This window comes from Frondihabitans sp. GW821-FHT04F02 (assembly GCF_059420045.1).
On sequence record NZ_JBWKSZ010000002.1, the window covers coordinates 193788 to 211264 of the forward strand.

At 63.3% G+C, this 17477-nt stretch carries 20 protein-coding genes; 15 read left to right on the forward strand and 5 right to left on the reverse strand.

Annotated elements, in window-relative coordinates; all coding sequences use genetic code 11:
- The first annotated feature begins 2 nt into the window (after positions 1 to 2).
- From AC07TY_RS06100 to lgt, 4 genes are all read left to right on the forward strand, one after another.
- Positions 3 to 509 carry a sigma-70 family RNA polymerase sigma factor gene (locus AC07TY_RS06100; RefSeq protein WP_494784696.1) on the forward strand — a complete coding sequence of 169 codons (507 nt, stop codon included), beginning with the start codon at positions 3 to 5 and terminating at the stop codon, positions 507 to 509.
- The gene (locus AC07TY_RS06105) at positions 506 to 1207 is read left to right on the forward strand and encodes a hypothetical protein (protein WP_494784697.1); all 702 of its coding nucleotides are present in this window, start codon (positions 506 to 508) and stop codon (positions 1205 to 1207) included. Before AC07TY_RS06100 ends, AC07TY_RS06105 begins: the two co-directional genes overlap by 4 nt.
- A 91-nt stretch (positions 1208 to 1298) precedes the next feature.
- Complete coding sequence (locus AC07TY_RS06110) at positions 1299 to 1607, forward strand: hypothetical protein (RefSeq protein WP_494784698.1); 309 nt, start codon at positions 1299 to 1301, stop codon at positions 1605 to 1607.
- A 58-nt stretch (positions 1608 to 1665) separates the two neighbouring features.
- On the forward strand, positions 1666 to 2556 hold the full coding sequence (lgt, locus tag AC07TY_RS06115) for a prolipoprotein diacylglyceryl transferase (RefSeq protein ID WP_123944954.1): 891 nt from the start codon (positions 1666 to 1668) through the stop codon (positions 2554 to 2556).
- A 61-nt stretch (positions 2557 to 2617) separates the two neighbouring features.
- Here lgt and AC07TY_RS06120 read toward each other — a convergent pair whose 3' ends face one another.
- The gene (locus AC07TY_RS06120; RefSeq protein ID WP_494784699.1) at positions 2618 to 3049 is read right to left on the reverse strand and encodes a hypothetical protein; all 432 of its coding nucleotides are present in this window, start codon (positions 3047 to 3049) and stop codon (positions 2618 to 2620) included.
- A 93-nt stretch (positions 3050 to 3142) separates the two neighbouring features.
- On the opposite strand from AC07TY_RS06120, the gene AC07TY_RS06125 reads away from it, so the two are divergent.
- Positions 3143 to 3694, forward strand: coding sequence for a uracil-DNA glycosylase family protein (locus AC07TY_RS06125; protein WP_494784700.1), 552 nt, complete (start codon positions 3143 to 3145; stop codon positions 3692 to 3694).
- Between the two features lie 18 nt (positions 3695 to 3712).
- Here AC07TY_RS06125 and AC07TY_RS06130 read toward each other — a convergent pair whose 3' ends face one another.
- Positions 3713 to 4723 carry a GDP-mannose 4,6-dehydratase gene (locus tag AC07TY_RS06130; RefSeq protein WP_494784701.1) on the reverse strand — a complete coding sequence of 337 codons (1011 nt, stop codon included), beginning with the start codon at positions 4721 to 4723 and terminating at the stop codon, positions 3713 to 3715.
- Between the two features lie 135 nt (positions 4724 to 4858).
- On the opposite strand from AC07TY_RS06130, the gene AC07TY_RS06135 reads away from it, so the two are divergent.
- From AC07TY_RS06135 to AC07TY_RS06175, 9 genes are all read left to right on the forward strand, one after another.
- Entirely contained in the window at positions 4859 to 5764 is a 906-nt protein-coding gene (locus AC07TY_RS06135; RefSeq protein WP_494784702.1) for a LysR family transcriptional regulator, read from the forward strand.
- 74 nt (positions 5765 to 5838) lie between these two features.
- A complete protein-coding gene (locus AC07TY_RS06140) occupies positions 5839 to 6996 on the forward strand; it encodes a TDT family transporter (RefSeq protein WP_494784703.1) in 1158 nt (385 codons plus the stop codon).
- 40 nt (positions 6997 to 7036) lie between these two features.
- Positions 7037 to 8149 carry a pyruvate dehydrogenase (acetyl-transferring) E1 component subunit alpha gene (gene pdhA / locus AC07TY_RS06145; RefSeq protein WP_494784704.1) on the forward strand — a complete coding sequence of 371 codons (1113 nt, stop codon included), beginning with the start codon at positions 7037 to 7039 and terminating at the stop codon, positions 8147 to 8149.
- A 5-nt stretch (positions 8150 to 8154) separates the two neighbouring features.
- The gene (locus AC07TY_RS06150; RefSeq protein ID WP_494785043.1) at positions 8155 to 9159 is read left to right on the forward strand and encodes an alpha-ketoacid dehydrogenase subunit beta; all 1005 of its coding nucleotides are present in this window, start codon (positions 8155 to 8157) and stop codon (positions 9157 to 9159) included.
- On the forward strand, positions 9156 to 10451 hold the full coding sequence (locus tag AC07TY_RS06155; protein ID WP_494784705.1) for a dihydrolipoamide acetyltransferase family protein: 1296 nt from the start codon (positions 9156 to 9158) through the stop codon (positions 10449 to 10451). The genes AC07TY_RS06150 and AC07TY_RS06155 overlap by 4 nt, the downstream gene beginning before the upstream one ends.
- Before the next feature lie 155 nt (positions 10452 to 10606).
- Positions 10607 to 12337 (forward strand): aa3-type cytochrome oxidase subunit I, encoded by a 1731-nt coding sequence (gene ctaD, locus AC07TY_RS06160; protein ID WP_494784706.1) that lies wholly within the window; start codon positions 10607 to 10609, stop codon positions 12335 to 12337.
- Positions 12334 to 12750: a cytochrome c oxidase subunit 4 gene (locus AC07TY_RS06165; RefSeq protein WP_494784707.1), complete on the forward strand. Its 417-nt coding sequence runs from the start codon at positions 12334 to 12336 to the stop codon at positions 12748 to 12750. The genes ctaD and AC07TY_RS06165 overlap by 4 nt, the downstream gene beginning before the upstream one ends.
- Before the next feature lie 101 nt (positions 12751 to 12851).
- On the forward strand, positions 12852 to 13274 hold the full coding sequence (locus tag AC07TY_RS06170; protein WP_123944934.1) for a VOC family protein: 423 nt from the start codon (positions 12852 to 12854) through the stop codon (positions 13272 to 13274).
- A 281-nt stretch (positions 13275 to 13555) separates the two neighbouring features.
- A complete protein-coding gene (locus tag AC07TY_RS06175) occupies positions 13556 to 13798 on the forward strand; it encodes a hypothetical protein (RefSeq protein ID WP_123944932.1) in 243 nt (80 codons plus the stop codon).
- 211 nt (positions 13799 to 14009) lie between these two features.
- Here AC07TY_RS06175 and AC07TY_RS06180 read toward each other — a convergent pair whose 3' ends face one another.
- Entirely contained in the window at positions 14010 to 14663 is a 654-nt protein-coding gene (locus AC07TY_RS06180; RefSeq protein WP_494784708.1) for a DUF4304 domain-containing protein, read from the reverse strand.
- 325 nt (positions 14664 to 14988) lie between these two features.
- Here AC07TY_RS06180 and AC07TY_RS06185 point away from each other — a divergent pair, with 325 nt between their 5' ends.
- The gene (locus tag AC07TY_RS06185; RefSeq protein WP_055960830.1) at positions 14989 to 15555 is read left to right on the forward strand and encodes a recombinase family protein; all 567 of its coding nucleotides are present in this window, start codon (positions 14989 to 14991) and stop codon (positions 15553 to 15555) included.
- A gap of 148 nt (positions 15556 to 15703) precedes the next feature.
- Here the strand turns inward: AC07TY_RS06185 and AC07TY_RS06190 are convergent, their stop codons facing one another.
- Positions 15704 to 16240 carry a DNA N-6-adenine-methyltransferase gene (locus tag AC07TY_RS06190; RefSeq protein ID WP_494784709.1) on the reverse strand — a complete coding sequence of 179 codons (537 nt, stop codon included), beginning with the start codon at positions 16238 to 16240 and terminating at the stop codon, positions 15704 to 15706.
- Between the two features lie 245 nt (positions 16241 to 16485).
- Positions 16486 to 17454 carry a hypothetical protein gene (locus tag AC07TY_RS06195; RefSeq protein WP_494784710.1) on the reverse strand — a complete coding sequence of 323 codons (969 nt, stop codon included), beginning with the start codon at positions 17452 to 17454 and terminating at the stop codon, positions 16486 to 16488.
- Between the last annotated feature and the right edge of the window lie 23 nt (positions 17455 to 17477).

A 17477-nucleotide genomic window follows, 5' to 3' on the forward strand; every position in this document is an offset into this window, starting at 1 on the left:
GTATGACCGATGAACACGACGCCGTGCTGCGGTTCGTTCTCGACGTCCATGCGGCGCCGCTGCACCGTTATGTCCTCCGGCTCACCGGGAACAACGCCACTGCAGAGGACATCGTCCAGGACGCCCTCTTCCGGCTCTGGCGACACCCGGAAGTACTTGAGCAAGGAGACCTCCCGGCGCGGAGATGGTTGTTCACCGTGGCCCGGAATCTGGTTGCGGACGATCACCGCAGTTCCCGGGCCCGACATGAGCAACTCACCTCAGACCTCCCGGACGTCGCCGTCAGTGACACCACGGAACAAGCCCTGACGAATTGGCTACTCGAAGACGCAATCCAGACCCTCACCGACGAGCACCGATTCACACTGATCGGCGCGTATCACCTTGGCCTGACCACCAAGGAACTCGCCGCGCGATACGGCGTGCCCGAAGGCACCATCAAATCCAGGCTTCATTACGCGGTGCGGGCACTACGTCTCGCCCTTCAAGAACGAGGAGTCACACCATGAACCCCGATGACGAGGATCTTCGCCACTGGGACGCCGCGTACGTGCTCGGCGCGCTCACTCCCGAAGATCGGCTCGCTTATGAAACGTACTTGGCCGACCACCCCGAACGGGCAGCCGACGTGTCCGACATCGCCGGTATTCCCGGGTTACTGAAAAGACTCCCTCTCGCATCGGCGATCGCGCTCACGGAACCTTCCGAGTCACCCTCCGCCGGTAGCGGTCCCGGACCGGGACTTGCGCGGGCGATGAGGAAGCGGCGACGACTGCTCCGGGCCGGTTTCGCTGCAACAGTCTCCGGCGTCGCGGCGGCAGCGCTGCTGGTCGGTGTCCTCATCGCCAGCCCCCATCCCACAGCATTCCCCAGCGCCGGCGTCACCTCGGCGCCCGCGACTCCCACGTCCATGACGTCCGCACGCGCACACACGATCACCGCCGACCTCGTGGCTTCAGGCAAACCCTGGGGTACCAGCCTCGATGTGAACTGCTCCTATTCGCCGCGATGGGCGTCGCCGGCGAAAACTTTTGACCTCGTCGTGACCGCGAAAAATGGCACGAAGACCACAGCGGCTACGTGGACCGCAGCAGGATCCACCGCCAAAGGGATCACTGCCGCCACAGGGATTCCCCTCGATCAAATCAGCCGAGTCGAAATCCGGGACGCGAAAACCGATCTGCTGCTCGCCTCCACACGCCCCTGACTGTCCGCAGCGGCCGCCCGCGACGAACCAGGTGCCCTGCGGCCCGCAGCCGCGAATCCGGGGTGGGGCCTTGGCGGAGGGATACTGAAGCATGCGCGTTGAGATCCTCCACATAGAGCAGTGCCCGAACTGGGTCGACGCTGAGACCCGCGTCCACCAGGCGTCAGCTATGCTCCAGCGCGCCGACGCGTCCATGACAGCACGGCTCCTACGCACCAGCGCCGAGGCGGCCGCAGTTCCGTTCGCCGGATCGCCCACCATCCTCATCGGCGGGGTCGACGCGTTCCCCACGGGTGGGCGAACGACGCAGATCGCATGCCGCGTCTTTTCCTCCGATCAAGGTTTGTCGGGCCTTCCCACCGTCCCGGCTCTGGTCGAGGCGTTCCAGGCACACCCGTGAGAGAAAAGACGACAATCAGGCCCGGGCATCGATTGCTGCAACGAGGGCAGCGGTCCAGATGGTGACCGCAGCAGGGATCCCGTCACCGCCGATCAGCTACATCCAACTGGGGCCGCTGACCGTGCACTTCTACGCCCTCTGCCTCCTTGTCGGAATGGTCATCGCCGTTCTCGTCACGAACAGACGCCTCGTGCGGCGCGGTGTCGCTTCGGGAAAAGTCATCGACATCGCCATCTGGGCAATCCCGATCGCGATCGTCGGCGGGCGGCTCTACCACGTCGTCACCCACCCCACCGACTACTTCGCCCCGGGCGATAACCTCTGGAGCATCCCGGCCGTGTGGCAAGGCGGATTGGCGATCTTCGGGTCCATCCTCTTCGGCACTCTCGGCGCCTACCTCGGCTGCCGGCGCTCCGGCGTCCGTTTTCTGACCTTCGCCGACGCCCTCGCACCCGGGATGCTTCTTGCTCAAGCCTTCGGCCGGTTCGGGAACTACTTCAACCAGGAGCTGTACGGAAACCCGACGACGCTGCCCTGGGGTCTGCAGATCAGTTCGGCGAGCCCTGCCTACCCGCCAGGCGTGCCAGACGGCACACTCTTCCAACCCCTGTTCCTCTACGAGATGATCTGGAACATCGGTGGCGCGCTCCTTCTGATCTTCGTTCTCGAACGCAGACTGTCGTTGCATCGCGGTCAAGCAACCGGGTTCTACTTCCTCTGGTACGGTTTCGCCCGAGCCATCCTGGAATACATGCGCGACGATCCGACCGAACTGTATGTCGCCGGACTCAAGATCAACGAGGACGTCGCCATCCTCGCGGCCATCCTCGGCCTGCTCCTGATCCTGGTCAGCCGCCGCCGACAGCGACTCGTGAACGATCCCGCTTCGGACAATCTCGACATCGCCGAGGACACCACGCCAGCACAACTGCCCGCCAGCCGGACATGACCCACAAGGCGCTGGGCAAGTGCGGGCGGATTCCGCCGAGCCAACGCCAGCCCTGGTTGGGTTACACGGAACAGGCGTCGTTCCAGTCCCGTACCGGGCGGATCGGGTCGTGGATGTCGACGATCGCTGACGCGGCACTTTTGGGTTCATCGATATCCCGGTAGTGCTGCGCCTCCTCGCTGGTGCCGGCATTCCGGTCGCGCCTGCGCTCGGTGGTGGTTTCCACCCACAGCGTCCAGTGGAACCGTGCCCTCGAGGCCGGTTCAAGAACCCCGGTGCCGAACACGATGCTGATTCCCCCGGACAGCGTGCTGCTGTCCTGGTTGGCGGGGCTCTGACTTACGCGCATCACTCCAATCCGACGGAAGGCCTTTGCAAGATGGTCGGCAACGACCTGTAGTGATGCGGTCCCGCTGATGCCGATCCTGCCGCCGTCGGTCGGGGTCGCGACCAAGGCTTCGCGTGCGAAATCGTCCCAGAATTCAGTGCTCATCAGAATGTCCTCCCTTTGCTTGTCGTTGTTGGCTCGTAGCCGTGTTGCGCCACCATTCGGTCCGAGGGGTGCATGTCTGGGCAGACTCTCTTCATGATTCCCCCCAGGTTGCAGTCGTTGTCCCTTCTGGCGGAGCAGTGGCGCCACCCGGCGGATGGCTCGGAACGGTTCGTACCGGGGTTTGATACGGACTCTGGCGGGGACCTGTCCCGGGTCTTGGTGTTGATGGAGAGCCCAGGGCCTTCGACCATCGCGCAGGGTGCGGCGGCGATCAGCAGTGAAGACAACCCGGGTCCGACGGCGAGGGCGTTTCGTGCTGCCCGTGTCGAATCGGGGCTTCGGCGGGATCATTACCTCCGGTGGAACGTGATCCCGTGGGCGATACCGCACTCCCCGGGTGTGGTCGACCTTGACCAGGCACGTCCCGCTCTCGGGCAGTTGCTCGAGGCCCTCCCGGAGCTGCGGGTGATCGTCACGTTCGGAACTCCTGCGTTGACGGGCGTCATGCGGTACTTCACCTTGGCGGACGACGTACGGGTGGTCCCCGTCCTCGCGGTGCCGCACCCATCGCCTGCAAACGCCACCAGGGTCGCGGAGAAGCACCGGCGCGCAGTGAACGCCCTCCGACACGCTGCCGCCCTGTGAGCGCCCTGTCCGGGCAGGTCACATACCTGCCGGGACCGTATCGACGGGCTGCCCTGCTTGTTCTCGGGCGAGGTCGGCGTCGACCATGTCGGTGACCAACTGACGGAAACCCACCGTCGGGGTCCACCCGAGGACACGTCGGGCTTTGGCCGAGTCTCCGATGAGGAGGTCGACCTCGGCAGGGCGGAAGAACTGCGGGTCCTGGTACACATGCTTGCCCCAGTCGTCGATGCCGACATGACCGAAGGCGATATCCAAGAACTCGCGGATCGAGTGGGTTTCCCCCGTGGAGACGACATAGTCGTCAGCAAGGTCTTGTTGCAGCATGCGCCACATCAGCTCGACGTAGTCGCCGGCGTACCCCCAGTCGCGTTTCGCATCGAGATTGCCCAGGCTCAGCCGGTCCTGAAGACCGAGAGCGATCCGGGCCACCGCGATGGAGATTTTTCGGGTTACGAATTCCGGTCCGCGCAGCGGGGACTCGTGGTTGAAGAGGATTCCGGAGGAGGCGTGCAGGCCGTAGGACTCGCGGTAGTTAATCGTCATGTAGTGGCCGAAGACCTTCGAGACACCGTAGGGGGAGCGCGGCCAGAGAAGGGTGGTCTCTTTCTGCGGGACCTCCTGCACGCGGCCGAACATCTCCGAGGACGATGCCTGGTAGTACCGAACCTTCGTCATGTCCGCGCCCGAATAAAGGCGAATGGCCTCCAGAAGATTCAGGACGCCGAGTCCGGTGACTTCGCTGGTGACGCGAGCGTTTTCCCACGAGTAGGCCACGAAGGAGATCGCGGCGAGGTTGTAGACCTCGTCAGGTTTGGACGCATTCAGCGCCCGAAGCAGGCTTGACTGGTCTAGCAGATCGCCGGTGAGGATCTTCACCTCGGGCGCCCATGCCTCGATGATTTCCCGTTTGGGATTGTTTTGCCCTCGGATGAGCCCGTAGACGTCGTACCCCTTCGACAGCAGGAGCCGGCTGAGGTACATGCCGTCTTGCCCGGTGACACCGGTGATGAGCGCGCGCTTGGTCATAGAACGGTTCCGTTTCGTCGAGGGGCCGGACGGTTGCAAGTGTGACTGGAGCTCTGTGAATCTCGCTACGCTCATCTCGTTGTGGACTGACAACTTCGGCTTGTCAGCCGGAAGCGAAGAGAACGGGAGCGTGCGATGCGTGAGGAGATTCCAGATCTGGTGACGTTGCAGATCATCCAGGCCATCGGTGAGACCGGAACGTTCAAAAAAGCGGCAGCGACGGTTGGCATGTCTCAGCAGGCCGCGTCGTCCCGCATCCGTGCCGCAGAGGAAGCCCTCGGATTCTCTCTCGTGGACCGCACGCGGAAAGGGTCAACCCTCTCCAGTCGTGGGCAGTTGATCGCTGAATGGTCAGCCGGGTACCTCGCCGCCATGCACCAATTCGCGCTGTCGGTGAAAACACTCCGGCCGGAAGCCGCAAACATGCTGACCGTCGCTGCGAGCCAGACGATCTCGGAGCAATTCATTCCGCAGTGGATGGCCGCGTTCCGCCACCGTACGGGCGGCGACGCGTCCCTGCGCCTCACGTCCGGGAACAGTGCGTTCGTCATTGACCAGATCCGGGAGGGCCACAGCGCCGTCGGGCTCATTGAAACCCCGGACATCCCCGCCGATCTCGCGTCCGCGACGATCCGCATCGATGAGCTCGTGATCGTGGTCGCCCCCTCGCACCCGTGGGCTCGGCGTGCGCGCCCACTGACACCAGAGGAACTTGCCAGTGAAGCTCTCGTGACGCGAGAGGCCGGTTCCGGGACCCGGCGGACCCTCGAGGCCGCCATCGGCACCGCCCGCCCGGAGATCGCCCTTTCGGAGCCGGCAGCGATCCTTGCCACCACCAGCGCTATCCGCGCAGCCGTCGCCAGCGGTCTCGGCCCCGCCGTCCTCAGTGCCACGACCGTGCAAGACGACATCATGCGAGGTATCCTCCGCCGGGTCCCCATCGAGGGCCTCACCCTGCATCGTCCCTTTACCGCCCTGTGGCGCTCAGGAACCCCGCTACCGCCTGCGGCCGAGGTGTTCTTTGCTATCCTCCGCGACTAGACACAACCATTTGTTGTCATTTGACAACCAGGTGGGTGTAGCGGAAGAGGTTCCCAGGGGAGGACGCTTCATTCATGACCACCACCGCAGGCCGCTCCGCCGCACACGCCACCTCTCACCCCGGACGGCGGCTTTTCCGGGAACTTGAACGACCCGGGCATATCGTGTCGAACCTGACCCCGAACTGGTTCGCCTCGATCATGGGCACCGGCATCGTTGCCAACGCGGCCGCGAGCCTGCCCTTGCAGTTCCCGGGCCTGCGGGTTTTCGGCACTGTTGTCTGGGCCATCGCCAGCGTCGTCCTGGTGGCCCTCACCGTCGCGACCGTCCTGCACTGGGTGTTTTACCGCGACACCGCGAAAAAGCACCACCTGAATCCCGTCATCTCCCACTTCTATGGCGCCCCCGCGATGGCGTTCCTCACCGTCGGCGCCGGCACTCTCCTCCTCGGCAAAGACGTCATTGGCCTCCCGGCGGCCATCGGAATCGACTGGGTGCTGTGGTCGCTCGGGACGGCGATGGGCCTCGTTACCGCGATCGCCGTCCCCTACCTGACCTTCACCCGGCACGAAACCAAACCTGACAGTGCGTTCGGGGGGTGGCTGATGCCGATCGTCCCCCCGATGGTGTCCGCCTCCACCGGCGCCCTCCTGATCCCCTACGTTTCCGCCGGTCAGCCCCGAGAAACCCTGCTGTGGGCGTGCTACGCCATGTTCGGGTTGGCGCTGGTGTCGTCCCTCGTCGTGATCACCCTCATCTGGTCCCGTCTCACCCAACACAAAGTCGGACCCGCCGCCATGGTCCCGACCCTGTGGATCGTCCTCGGACCCGTCGGGCAGTCGATCACGGCCGTGAACCTCCTCGGTGGTAACGCCCACCTCGCCGTCAGCCCCGCGATCGCGGATGTGCTGCTCACCTTCGGGATGATCTACGGCGTCCCGATGCTCGGCTTCGCCCTCATGTGGACCGCTCTCGCGCTTCTCATCACGATCCGCACCGCCCGGGAGAAACTCCCGTTCTCACTCACCTGGTGGTCCTTCACGTTCCCCGTCGGAACCTGCGTCACCGGTTTCAGCGGACTGGCCCTCCACACCGGCCTCATCGCCGTCCAGGTCCTCGCGTGCGTCTTCTACGCCGGCCTCGTCGCCGCGTGGATCACCGTCGCCATCCGCACCTTCCACGGCAGCGTCATCCGCGGCACCCTCCTCGCACCGCCTCAGGCAATCGCTTGACCTCCGCCACAAAAGCGACCGACGCACAGAGGGACGACTCATGACTGAAAAATCCAGGCCTTCGCGCAAGCGGCCCGTGCCATTGATACCGCCAGTGCTGCGCGAGGCTGACTTGGCCGATGGGGTCGATCGGGAGCTGGCGTTCTACCGGCAGATGGTCTTGATCCGCCGCTTCGAGGAGCGGGCCGCTCGCGGGTATACCCAAGCGTTGATCGGCGGTTACTGCCATCTGAACCTTGGCGAAGAAGCCGCCGTCGTCGGTCTCCTCGCAGCCCTCAAACCCAGCGATTACCTGTTCACGAATTATCGCGAGCACGGTTACGCCATCACTCGGGGTATCGAACCGCGACGAGTGATGGCCGAACTGTTCGGGCGAGTCGATGGAGTCTCCAAAGGCTGGGGCGGATCCATGCACATGTTCGACGTCACGCAACGACTTCTCGGCGGATACGGCATCGTGGGTGGCCAAATCCCCCTGGCCACAGGTGCGGCCCTCGCTATCGACTATCGCAGCGGCACCGAAGTGGTGTTGTGCACGATGGGTGACGGAACCACCAACATCGGAGCGTTCCACGAGTCGTTGAATATCGCCGCGCTGTGGAAACTCCCGATCGTCTACGTCATCATCAACAACGGGCTCGGCATGGGGACCACCGTACAGAAATCGTCCTCGGAACCAGAGCTGTATAAACGGGCCGCGGCCTACAGAATGGCCGCGGAGCGGGTCGATGGCCTAGATCCCCTAGCCGTCTTCGAAGCCGCGAAACGAGCCGTCGACACCGCTCGGCGGGGCCACCCGTACCTTCTTGAGGTCGTCACGGAGCGACTCCGCGGCCACTCCGTCGTCGACCCCGCCAACTACCGATCCGCAGATGAAGTCGCCCTATTGGCGGAGAACGACCCCGTGCACACCTTCGCCGCCCGACTGCTTGCGGAAGGGAATATCGACCAGTCAGCACTGGAACAGATTGACTCCGACGCCGTGAAGCGCGTCGTCGATGCGGTCGAATTTGCCGAACAAAGTCCCGCCCCAGATATCTCGACGTTGTTCGACTACACCTTCGCCACCCCGGTACCCAACGACTCTCGCCGACTCCCGGGGGAACCCCTTTTTCCCGCAGAGCCGTTCTTGACATCAGGAGCGACTAAGTGACACTCATGACCTACCGGCAGGCACTGCACGACACCCTGCGCAACGAAATGCTCCGAGACAAAGATGTCCTCCTCCTCGGAGAAGAAATCGGGATCTTCGAAGGTTCCTACAAGATCACGGCTGGTCTTCTGCAAGAATTCGGCGAAAAACGAGTCCGAGACACCCCGATTGCTGAAGAAGGCTTCACCGGCGCCGCCATCGGAGCTGCCATGCTTGGCCTCCGCCCGGTCGTGGAGATCATGACCATCAACTTCTCACTCCTAGCCCTCGACCAAATCGTCAACCACGCCGCCAAGATCTACGGCATGTTCGGCGGCCAGGCCCGTGTCCCCCTCGTCATCCGAACCCCAGGAGGCGGGGGACAGCAACTCGGAGCCACTCACTCCCAGAACGTCGAGCTGTACTACGCATTCGTTCCCGGGATGAAAGTCGTCGCACCCAGCACACCCGCTGACGCAAAAGCATTGCTTTTGGCGGCAATCCGGGACGACGACCCCGTGCTGTTCCTAGAAAACCTTGCCCTCTACAACACGCAAGGTGACGTCCCCGATACCAACGAGCCAGCCCAGATCGGACAGGCGGCAGTGACTCGGGAAGGCAGCGACATTACTCTCATCGGATATTCCCGCATGGCACACGTCGCAGCCGAGGTCGCCTCCGACCTCGCCGACCGGGAAGGGCTCGATATTGAAGTCATCGACCTCCGAAGCCTCCGCCCCCTGGACCGGGACACCGTCATCGCATCGGTCAAGAAAACGCATGCCGCAGTCATCGTCGAAGACGACTGGTTGACCTACGGGATCGGAGCGGAGGTCGCGGCGAGCATCTCCGATGGCGCCTTCGACTATCTCGACGCCCCCGTCCGGCGGGTCGCGATGGCCGAAGTGCCCTTGCCCTACGCGAAATCGTTGGAATCCGCCGCCCTCCCATCGGTTGACGACATCATCGGCGCCATCCACCAGACACTCGATGCCGTCGGCTACCGGCGCCCGCAGAAAGAGATGTCATGATCCAGATCACCATGCCCCGCCTCTCGGACACCATGGAAGAGGGTGCGATTGCCACCTGGCACAAGCACCCCGGCGACCACGTCGACGCGGGCGACATCCTCGTGGAGATCGAAACCGACAAAGCCACGATGGAATACGAGGCCTACGACAGCGGCACCCTCAAGCAGATCCTCGTCACCGAAGGCGATCTCGTCGCGATCGGCACCCCCATCGCCGTTCTCGACGACGGCCAGGGGGATCCCGACATCGACCCCACCGTAACCAGCGGGCCCGCCGAGGAAGACACCGCAGCGCCGTATTCGCCGCAGGAGGACGCCACCCGAACGCCTACCCCCACCCCGTTAGCCGAGGCCGCCCCGACAGGGCCACGTTCCTTCGCGTCGCCGCTCGCGAGGAAACTCGCCCGCGACCATCACCTCGACCTCACGGACGTCACCGGCACGGGACCGGGCGGGAGAATCATCCGGCACGACCTCGAACCCCTGCTCGAGCACAAGCCCCTGCCGGAAATTTCGGCCAGGGAAAAAACGGCAGACGCAGGCGCCTCGGGTACTGCTCAACGAGCCCTCGCCGTCCCCCCTACCGCCGACATTCGCCAGTCCCAACGAGTACCCCTGTCTTCCACACGGCGCGTCATCGCGAAACGCCTCAGCGACAGTGCGCAAACCATCCCGCACTTCTACGTCACGGCCGTCGCCGACGCCGAACTCCTCGTGCAACTCCGAAGCGACGTGAACGCGCGTCTCCTGGACGCGGGAAGGTCGAAGGTCAGTCTCAACGACTTCCTGATCCGGGCCGTCGCGCTCGCCCTCCATCAGCACCCGGATGTCAACGTGTCCATAGGCGATGACTCCGCCAGCATGCTTGTCCACCACCGCATCAATATCGGTGTCGCCGTGGCTGCGACCGGAGGACTCGTCGTCCCAGTCATCCCTGACGCCGATCAGAAAACCGTCACGCAGCTCGCTTCCGAGACTCGACAACTCGTGTCCCTCGCCCACAACAAACAGCTCACTCTCCAGCAGATGAGCGGCGGCACGTTCACCATCAGCAACTTGGGAATGTTCGGGGTGGAACACTTCACCGCCGTCATCAACCCGCCCGAGGCAGCCATCCTCGCCGTCGGAAGCGCCATCCTAGAACCGTCCGTACACGACGGTGTGATCGCGGCCCGGCATCATCTTCGCTACACGCTCTCCGCCGACCACCGCGTCATCGACGGCGCCCTCGCCGCCTCGTTCCTCGCCACCCTCACCGGTCTCATCGAGAACCCCTGGACCATCCTCGCCTAACCGCCGACAAGGAGCAGTTGTTTGCCCCTTTCCTGTCGTGGCCGTAGCGTTTTCTCGGAGTCGCATCCGAGCCTGCATCCGTCCCACCAGCCACGTCACCCACGAAGGGCAGCTGCCGTGCCACACCCCACACCTCACCTGCGATTGCTGACACCATGACCACCGAAGCGACACGGCCGAGCACAGGCACGACAGAGAAGCGTTTCGTCACGACGCGAGTCGGTCGGAAGGGGAACGTAGTCGTTCGTTGGGTGACGACCACCGACCATAAGACGATCGGTGCTCTCTATTTGATCACCTCGTTCCTGATGTTCCTCATCGGCGGGGTCATGGCCCTCGTCATCCGCGCCCAACTATTCGAACCGGGCCTGTCGGTGGTGGCGACGAAGGAGCAGTACAACCAGCTGTTCACCATGCACGGCACGATCATGCTGCTGCTGTTCGCCACCCCTCTCTTCTCCGGGTTCGCCAACGCGTTGATGCCGTTGCAGATCGGGGCCCCCGACGTTGCGTTCCCTCGGCTGAATGGTTTCGCGTACTGGCTGTACCTGTTCGGCGCGATCGTCGTCCTGAGTGGCTTCCTCACCCCGCAAGGAGCCGCCTCCTTCGGTTGGTTTGCCTACGCACCGTTATCCGACACGACATTCACTCCAGGGCTCGGCGGGAACCTGTGGGTCTTCGGCCTTGCGCTCACCGGATTTTCCACCATCCTCGGCGCGGTGAACTTCATCACCACCATCATCACCATGCGCGCCCCCGGGATGACCATGTTCCGGATGTCGCAATTCACCTGGACCACCCTGATCACCTCGATCCTGATCCTGATGGCGTTCCCGGTCCTCGCCGCGGGCCTTTTCGGGTTGGGCTTTGACCGGGTGTTCGACGCGAACGTGTTCAACCCCGCCAACGGGGGCGCCCTTCTCTGGCAACACATGTTCTGGTTCTTCGGCCACCCCGAGGTCTACATCATTGCCCTCCCGTTTTTCGGGATCATCTCCGAGACCCTCCCGATCTTCAGCCGCAAACCGATCTTCGGGTACAAGACCCTGGTTTATGCGACCATCGCCATCGCCGCTTTGTCCGTCACGGTGTGGGCGCACCACATGTACGTCACGGGGTCCGTCCTCCTTCCGTTCTTCTCGCTGATGACGATGCTCATTGCCGTGCCGACCGGGGTGAAGATCTTCAACTGGGTCGGCACGATGTGGAAGGGATCCATCACCTTCGAGACGCCGATGCTGTGGGCCGTCGGGTTCCTCATCACTTTCACCTTCGGCGGGTTGACCGGCGTGATCTTGTCCTCTCCACCTCTGGATTTCCACGTCTCCGACTCCTACTTCGTCGTGGCGCACTTCCACTACGTCGTCTTCGGCACCGTCGTGTTCGCGATGTTCGCCGGCTTCTACCTCTGGTGGCCAAAATGGACCGGCCGGATGCTGAACGAGCGGCTCGGCAAGATCCACTTCTGGCTTCTGTTCATCGGCTTCCACACCACGTTCCTGATCCAGCACTGGCTCGGCGTCGAAGGGATGCCCCGTCGGTACGCCACCTATCAACCCTCCGATGGGTTCACTTGGTTGAACCAGCTGTCCACGACCGGGTCCATGCTGCTTGGCATCTCGATGCTGCCGTTCCTGTACAACGTCTACATCACCGCCCGCTCCGCACCCAAGGTTGCCGTGAACGACCCCTGGGGCTACGGCCGCTCGCTCGAGTGGGCAACCTCCTGCCCGCCGCCGCGGCACAACTTCACCACGATCCCCCGCATCCGCTCCGAGTCCCCCGCCTTCGACCTCAACCACCCCGAAGCCGGACCCCAAAAAGGCATCGGACCGATCAAAGACGTCCCCGATTCCGAAGAACATTTGAAAGCAGCAGACGCATGAAAATCAACGCCAATATTTTCACCATCATCGGCATATTCTTGGCCGTCGTCACCGCCGCATACACCGCGTGGAACCTCATCTCCACCGGACAGGTGGAATGGGCCGGGACAGTATTTCTAGGCCTTGCTACGATCATGGCCGTCTTTCTGGCTTTCTATCTCAACCGGTCCCATGCTGCCCAAACCGGGGAACTCTCCGAAGACCGACTGGACGCTGAGATCGACGACGGCGACCCTGAAATCGGATTCTTCAACCCCTACAGCTGGTGGCCCATCGCTCTCGCGGCCGGCTGTACCCTCTGCTTCCTCGGCCTCGCCGTCGGCGTCTGGATCTGCTTCATCGGCGGCGCCGTCGTCGCCGTCACCCTTGTCGGGTGGGTATTCGAAAACTACCGCGGCCACTACCAGCACTGAACTCCCTCTCGGCCGCTCTCCGCACGCCCTGGAGCGGGCACCGGCAACAACAGATAAAGAAACGACCCTGCATCTCGGACACGGATTGGACAGCCCCAGAAATGACCCCTCGCGCAGAAATCGCCTCCTGTGTTCTCTTCGTGGGGAATGTAGAACGGTCTGCGCAGTTCTACAGGGATCTCATGGGGTGGAAGGTCACCGTCCGAGAAGCTGACGCCATTTTGTTGGCGTCGCCGATGGGGTTTCAACTTTTTCTCATCAGTGCCGGCCACCGGGCCCGGCATGCCAGTCTCGGAGTCGGCACGCACCACCTCATGTGGGCCGCGGACACGGCTGACTCCCTCGATCAGTTCGAACAACTCCTTCGTGGGAACGCCCAGGGAGGCAACTTCGTCGATCGTCACGTCACCGACGGGGTCACCTTCGTCGAAGGGCACGACCCGGACCAGATCCGCCTCATCCTCTGCTACCCGGGACCGCACCTGAAACCGCGAACTGTCATCGACAGCAGACTCTTCACCTGAAAACCAAAACGTCCGTCCACCGCAGCACCGCGTTAGGACGTTTCTGCACCGCACCTGAGCGACAGGGACCCGCATGACAAGTGACGACAGCTCCCGCAAGTGACCACTACGACGTGATCGACATCGGCGGCGGAACTAAGGCGGGAGTTAGCGAAGACCGGCGAGAGAAATACTGTTGCTGGAGCGAGGAGATTCCCTCACCCGGGAGCGGGAGAACGGGGACCCCAAGTCGATGTTCTCCGATCGACAGAGGCCTCGCCACCCTGGGCATGGATGACCGAGTGATCGTCTTCGAGGGTCGCCCTCAAGTCTTCAGCGGCTCCAATTCGCTGTATTCAGGCGCCAACAACCACTACTGCGGTCTCCGCAGGGCTCGAGACAAGTTTGGCCACGTCTCGCAGGAACTGACTCTTGCCGGCGTTGTTGGGACCGACGATCAGGACCACCCCGCGGTCAGGGAGATCAACGACGGTTCCATCGTTCAACCTGGGGTTGGCGATAGCGACTTCGGCTCGCATTTTTGAAGCGTAGCGACAACCAGTGGCCGCGTCCCAGGCGGCGGCTCTATCTATGTCAGCAACGTCGTCCCATATCCCTTCGATTCCGCTACAACGAGCCAGGCCCGAAGGGAAGTGATGTGTGAGGCGCCGCGGATTGTGGCCCAGTTATCGCAGAGATGAATGACCGACCCCTAGGTCGCTCGGCACACCCGCAGGGACCCTCGGGTCTGTAAGTTCAGATTCGAAATTGGAGCTCGTTCCCGGCCAGCCTCGACTCGACCCACGTCACCACAGCCCGAATCTGGTTGGAGCGGGCGCTGCTCTCTTCCTCCGCCGCCTGCTCTCGAAGAGTGGCAAGGAGAGCCGGGAGACTGCCCGGGGATGCGTCGTCGCTGAGGATGAGTGCTGACATGGCCGTGGTGCTCCAAGTCAGCAGCCAACCGGTTTCGACCTGTCGATGTTGTTTGGAGAGATGCTCGAGCAGAACCTTGCGGTCGAGGAGCTTGTCGACAATTGGTACGCCCTGCGAGCGAAGCTGGGACACGAGGGCTGCTGCATATTCGCCGGCGGCAGAGCCGTCCCCAAACGACCAATCGGTGCCCCAGCGGCGGTCTACGTTTTCAGGCTTGAGTCGGGCGCGCCAGAGGCCCGAAGCCTCTGAGGGTTGCTTTGGCAGCGGGCGGGCGTCATACCAGGCGTTGAATTTGCGGACGGCTTCCGGAACGATCGACAAATTGACGTACGCATCAACCGATCCGCCGTCGCCCCAGGCGGATTTTTGGACGTTAATGATCGCCCAATCACCGTGCGCATTTCGTTTGCGCCAGTTGAGACCCGATCCGGTGAAGCCCAATTCACGCAGCGCTGGGGCTACATCGAGGCGAAGCATGTCGCGAAAACGATCCCGAGCATCCAATGTCCAGTTCTCCTACCTCTTGATTATTGAAGGATCGGCCTGGCCGGTGGGCGTGACATTTACCCGACTTCTCTCCAAGTTTATTGAGACCTCTGCTTGCCCCGCATTTTGCATGCCCGCGCGGCGGTTACGAAACGCGGCATGCGACTTCGAGGTCCCCAAGCGTCTCTAGCGAGTGTCCATGGACGACCGTCCACGAGACAGTCGAGCCCACCGGGTCGAGAATCGGCGCGTCGTGTTCCATGGCCCGTGTCCGAGACCTATGTGCTGCCAGGTACGTCCGAGGTACAGTTCTGCCATGGCATCCGTCGGCTACGCCCGCGTCTCCACCCAAGAGCAGAACCTCGACGCGCAAACCGACGCCCTCGCAGCGGCGCACTGCGACAAGGTGTTCGTCGAGCACGCCTCCGGGGTCCTCGCGAAACGGCCCGCCCTCGATGACGCGCTCGATTACCTCCGCAAAGGCGACACCCTCGTCGTCACGAAACTCGACCGCCTCGGCCGCTCCGTCCGCAACCTGAAAGAAATCGCCGACGGACTCGAACGCCGAGGCGTTGGCCTCAAAGCCCTATCGCAGGGCATCGACACGACCACCCCCGGCGGCCGCCTGTTCTTCCACATGCTCGCTGCCATCGCGGAGTTCGAGCACGACCTCATCGTCGAACGCACAAGGGACGGACTCGCCGCCGCCCGAGCCCGCGGCCGAAAAGGCGGCGGGCGCTCCAAGATGACCGCCACGAAGGCGAAACAGGCCCGAGCGATGTACGACGAGAAGACCTACACGGTGCAGCAAATTGCCGACACCTTCGGCGTCTCGCGCGGCACCATCTACCGACACCTCGAGGAAGACGCCACCTCCAGCTAGCCGAGGACTTTCTTAGCTCACGAGCGTTCGTAAAAGCCGCAAGTGGGTCCGGCTTAGATTGCCATGGTGGGTCCCAAATACCTTGACATAGTCACGGCCGGGCAGATTCGTGGAATGCGGGTGAAATCGGCCCAGCGCGCTTGGATTATCAGTTTTTGACGGGGCGAACGCAGTGGCCGAGTCCGGACTGAAGCAGCGCCTGCGCGGCGGTCTCGCCGTAAGCGAAGAGCGCCGAACCGGTGCCGGGGTTGCCTTTGACCTTGCCCGTCCGTCCTTCGATGAAGGGAATGCGGCGGGCCATGAAGCAGACGAGGGTGGCCTTCGCGAGGGCGGCCTGGAACCACACCGTGTCGGTGCGGTTGAAGACGAGTCCGATGCCGTCGCCATGGTCGGCGAGCTTCAGCATCCACGTTTTCACGTCCGAGTACGGCGGATTGATGAACACCGTGCCGAACCACGAGGAGGTGAGTCCGTCGTCGTGGATGGTGTAGTGGTGGCGGGCCGGGACGTAGGACCGGTCGGCGCCGGGCGAGCAGGGGTCGAGGTCGAAGGTCAGCCCGATGCTCGTGAAGATGGACGGCGGGGTGAACCATTCGTCGGACTTGCCGGTGGGGGCTTCGTGGGTGAACCCGGCCTTCTTGCTGGAGGCGGGCGTGGGCGGGGTGAGGTTGAATTTGTCAGTCACTCCCCGCCTATGCGGGATCCAACATGTTCGACGTAGGAAATGTCCGACCACCTTGTCGCCGGTCGTCATCGACCTGTCGAGCAGCAAGGCTTCTTGTCAGACGGGTGCACTTTTTGTCAGTGACGACCCGTCCTAACTCGCATCATTTCGTGTACCAGGCCCGTTCCAGATTCCTCATTCTCGAGAGAATTCGGTGCGTCGGACACCCTTGGGCATGCAACCGCCCAACAATTTGCCAGACGAATTCAGGGCCCACGGCGCTCGTCGTCACGGGCGGTGGATGGCCTCTCGAGGATGTTGTTCCGGAAGGCTGTGGCGGCCTGGAACTGCTGTGTTGTCGTGGCTGTTCGTTCGATGTCGAACGCGGTAATAACCTCGTCCGTCCAGCCCGGGCGAGGAGAGGTCAGAGGCAACGTCTTGTCCTGGGGGAACGTGAGCTCAAGTGTGCAGTCGTCGGCGGTGGCCGGTGTGAAGCCTGCCTCCCAGAGGTTGAGGTTGTCTTCGTGGACGTGGCGCATCGGGTAGCAGTACGCGATGACCCGGTCGAAGGCACCTTCGCGTGCCGGCGGGGTGCTTGCCCTCGGGGTCGACAGCAGGCTGAATCCGGTGCGGCGGATGAGGTGTGCTTGCTCGTCGAGGGGCGCGGGGTGGATCCACCGGGTCGTCATGCCGTGCGCACCGGGATACGTGTCGAGCGCGTAGTGCAGCAGGCCACGCCGGTTGCGGATGCGGACGTGCTCGCGGGTGACGTCGACGTACTCGCGGAGAACCTGGAGGGCGACAGAGATCGTGCTGTGCGGGACGTGGAATCGGTGGTGCAGGTCGTCCTTTGTCGGAGCCTCGGCGCTGTGGAGGAGGGTGCGGGCAATGGCGAACGCGATGAACGTCTCCCGACGGGGGGTCTCAGTGATCTGGCGCCGGCGACCGAACCGCGGCACCTCCGAACCATGCGCCCACACCCGTCCCAAGGCAACGGACGCGAGGAGGGTGCGGGTGTTCCCGGTGACGGCGCGGATGGTCTCTCCGGACGGGTCGTCCGCGATGAACAACACGACCGTGCTGGGGCCGGCGCTTTTCATGGTCTCCTCGACGCTGTTGCGCCACGTCTCGTGGTCGAGCCACCGGACGAGGATAGGCAGCAAGTCGGGGCCGAGGACTTCCGTCGAAGACACTGCGAAGACCGGTATGCCGGCTGAGGCGAGGAGGGCGATCACCGGGGTCAGGTCTCGGGCGCCGC

Excerpts from the sequence above, each read along its gene's own strand:
- AC07TY_RS06100 (WP_494784696.1), top strand. The coding sequence starts at position 3 with ATGACCGATGAACACGACGCCGTGCTGCGGTTCGTTCTCGACGTCCAT.
- AC07TY_RS06105 (WP_494784697.1), top strand. The coding sequence starts at position 506 with ATGAACCCCGATGACGAGGATCTTCGCCACTGGGACGCCGCGTACGTG.
- AC07TY_RS06110 (WP_494784698.1), top strand. The coding sequence starts at position 1,299 with ATGCGCGTTGAGATCCTCCACATAGAGCAGTGCCCGAACTGGGTCGAC.
- lgt (WP_123944954.1), top strand. The coding sequence starts at position 1,666 with ATGGTGACCGCAGCAGGGATCCCGTCACCGCCGATCAGCTACATCCAA.
- AC07TY_RS06120 (WP_494784699.1), bottom strand. The coding sequence starts at position 3,049 with ATGAGCACTGAATTCTGGGACGATTTCGCACGCGAAGCCTTGGTCGCG.
- AC07TY_RS06125 (WP_494784700.1), top strand. The coding sequence starts at position 3,143 with ATGATTCCCCCCAGGTTGCAGTCGTTGTCCCTTCTGGCGGAGCAGTGG.
- AC07TY_RS06130 (WP_494784701.1), bottom strand. The coding sequence starts at position 4,723 with ATGACCAAGCGCGCGCTCATCACCGGTGTCACCGGGCAAGACGGCATG.
- AC07TY_RS06135 (WP_494784702.1), top strand. The coding sequence starts at position 4,859 with ATGCGTGAGGAGATTCCAGATCTGGTGACGTTGCAGATCATCCAGGCC.
- AC07TY_RS06140 (WP_494784703.1), top strand. The coding sequence starts at position 5,839 with ATGACCACCACCGCAGGCCGCTCCGCCGCACACGCCACCTCTCACCCC.
- pdhA (WP_494784704.1), top strand. The coding sequence starts at position 7,037 with ATGACTGAAAAATCCAGGCCTTCGCGCAAGCGGCCCGTGCCATTGATA.
- AC07TY_RS06150 (WP_494785043.1), top strand. The coding sequence starts at position 8,155 with ATGACCTACCGGCAGGCACTGCACGACACCCTGCGCAACGAAATGCTC.
- AC07TY_RS06155 (WP_494784705.1), top strand. The coding sequence starts at position 9,156 with ATGATCCAGATCACCATGCCCCGCCTCTCGGACACCATGGAAGAGGGT.
- ctaD (WP_494784706.1), top strand. The coding sequence starts at position 10,607 with ATGACCACCGAAGCGACACGGCCGAGCACAGGCACGACAGAGAAGCGT.
- AC07TY_RS06165 (WP_494784707.1), top strand. The coding sequence starts at position 12,334 with ATGAAAATCAACGCCAATATTTTCACCATCATCGGCATATTCTTGGCC.
- AC07TY_RS06170 (WP_123944934.1), top strand. The coding sequence starts at position 12,852 with ATGACCCCTCGCGCAGAAATCGCCTCCTGTGTTCTCTTCGTGGGGAAT.
- AC07TY_RS06180 (WP_494784708.1), bottom strand. The coding sequence starts at position 14,663 with ATGCTTCGCCTCGATGTAGCCCCAGCGCTGCGTGAATTGGGCTTCACC.
- AC07TY_RS06185 (WP_055960830.1), top strand. The coding sequence starts at position 14,989 with ATGGCATCCGTCGGCTACGCCCGCGTCTCCACCCAAGAGCAGAACCTC.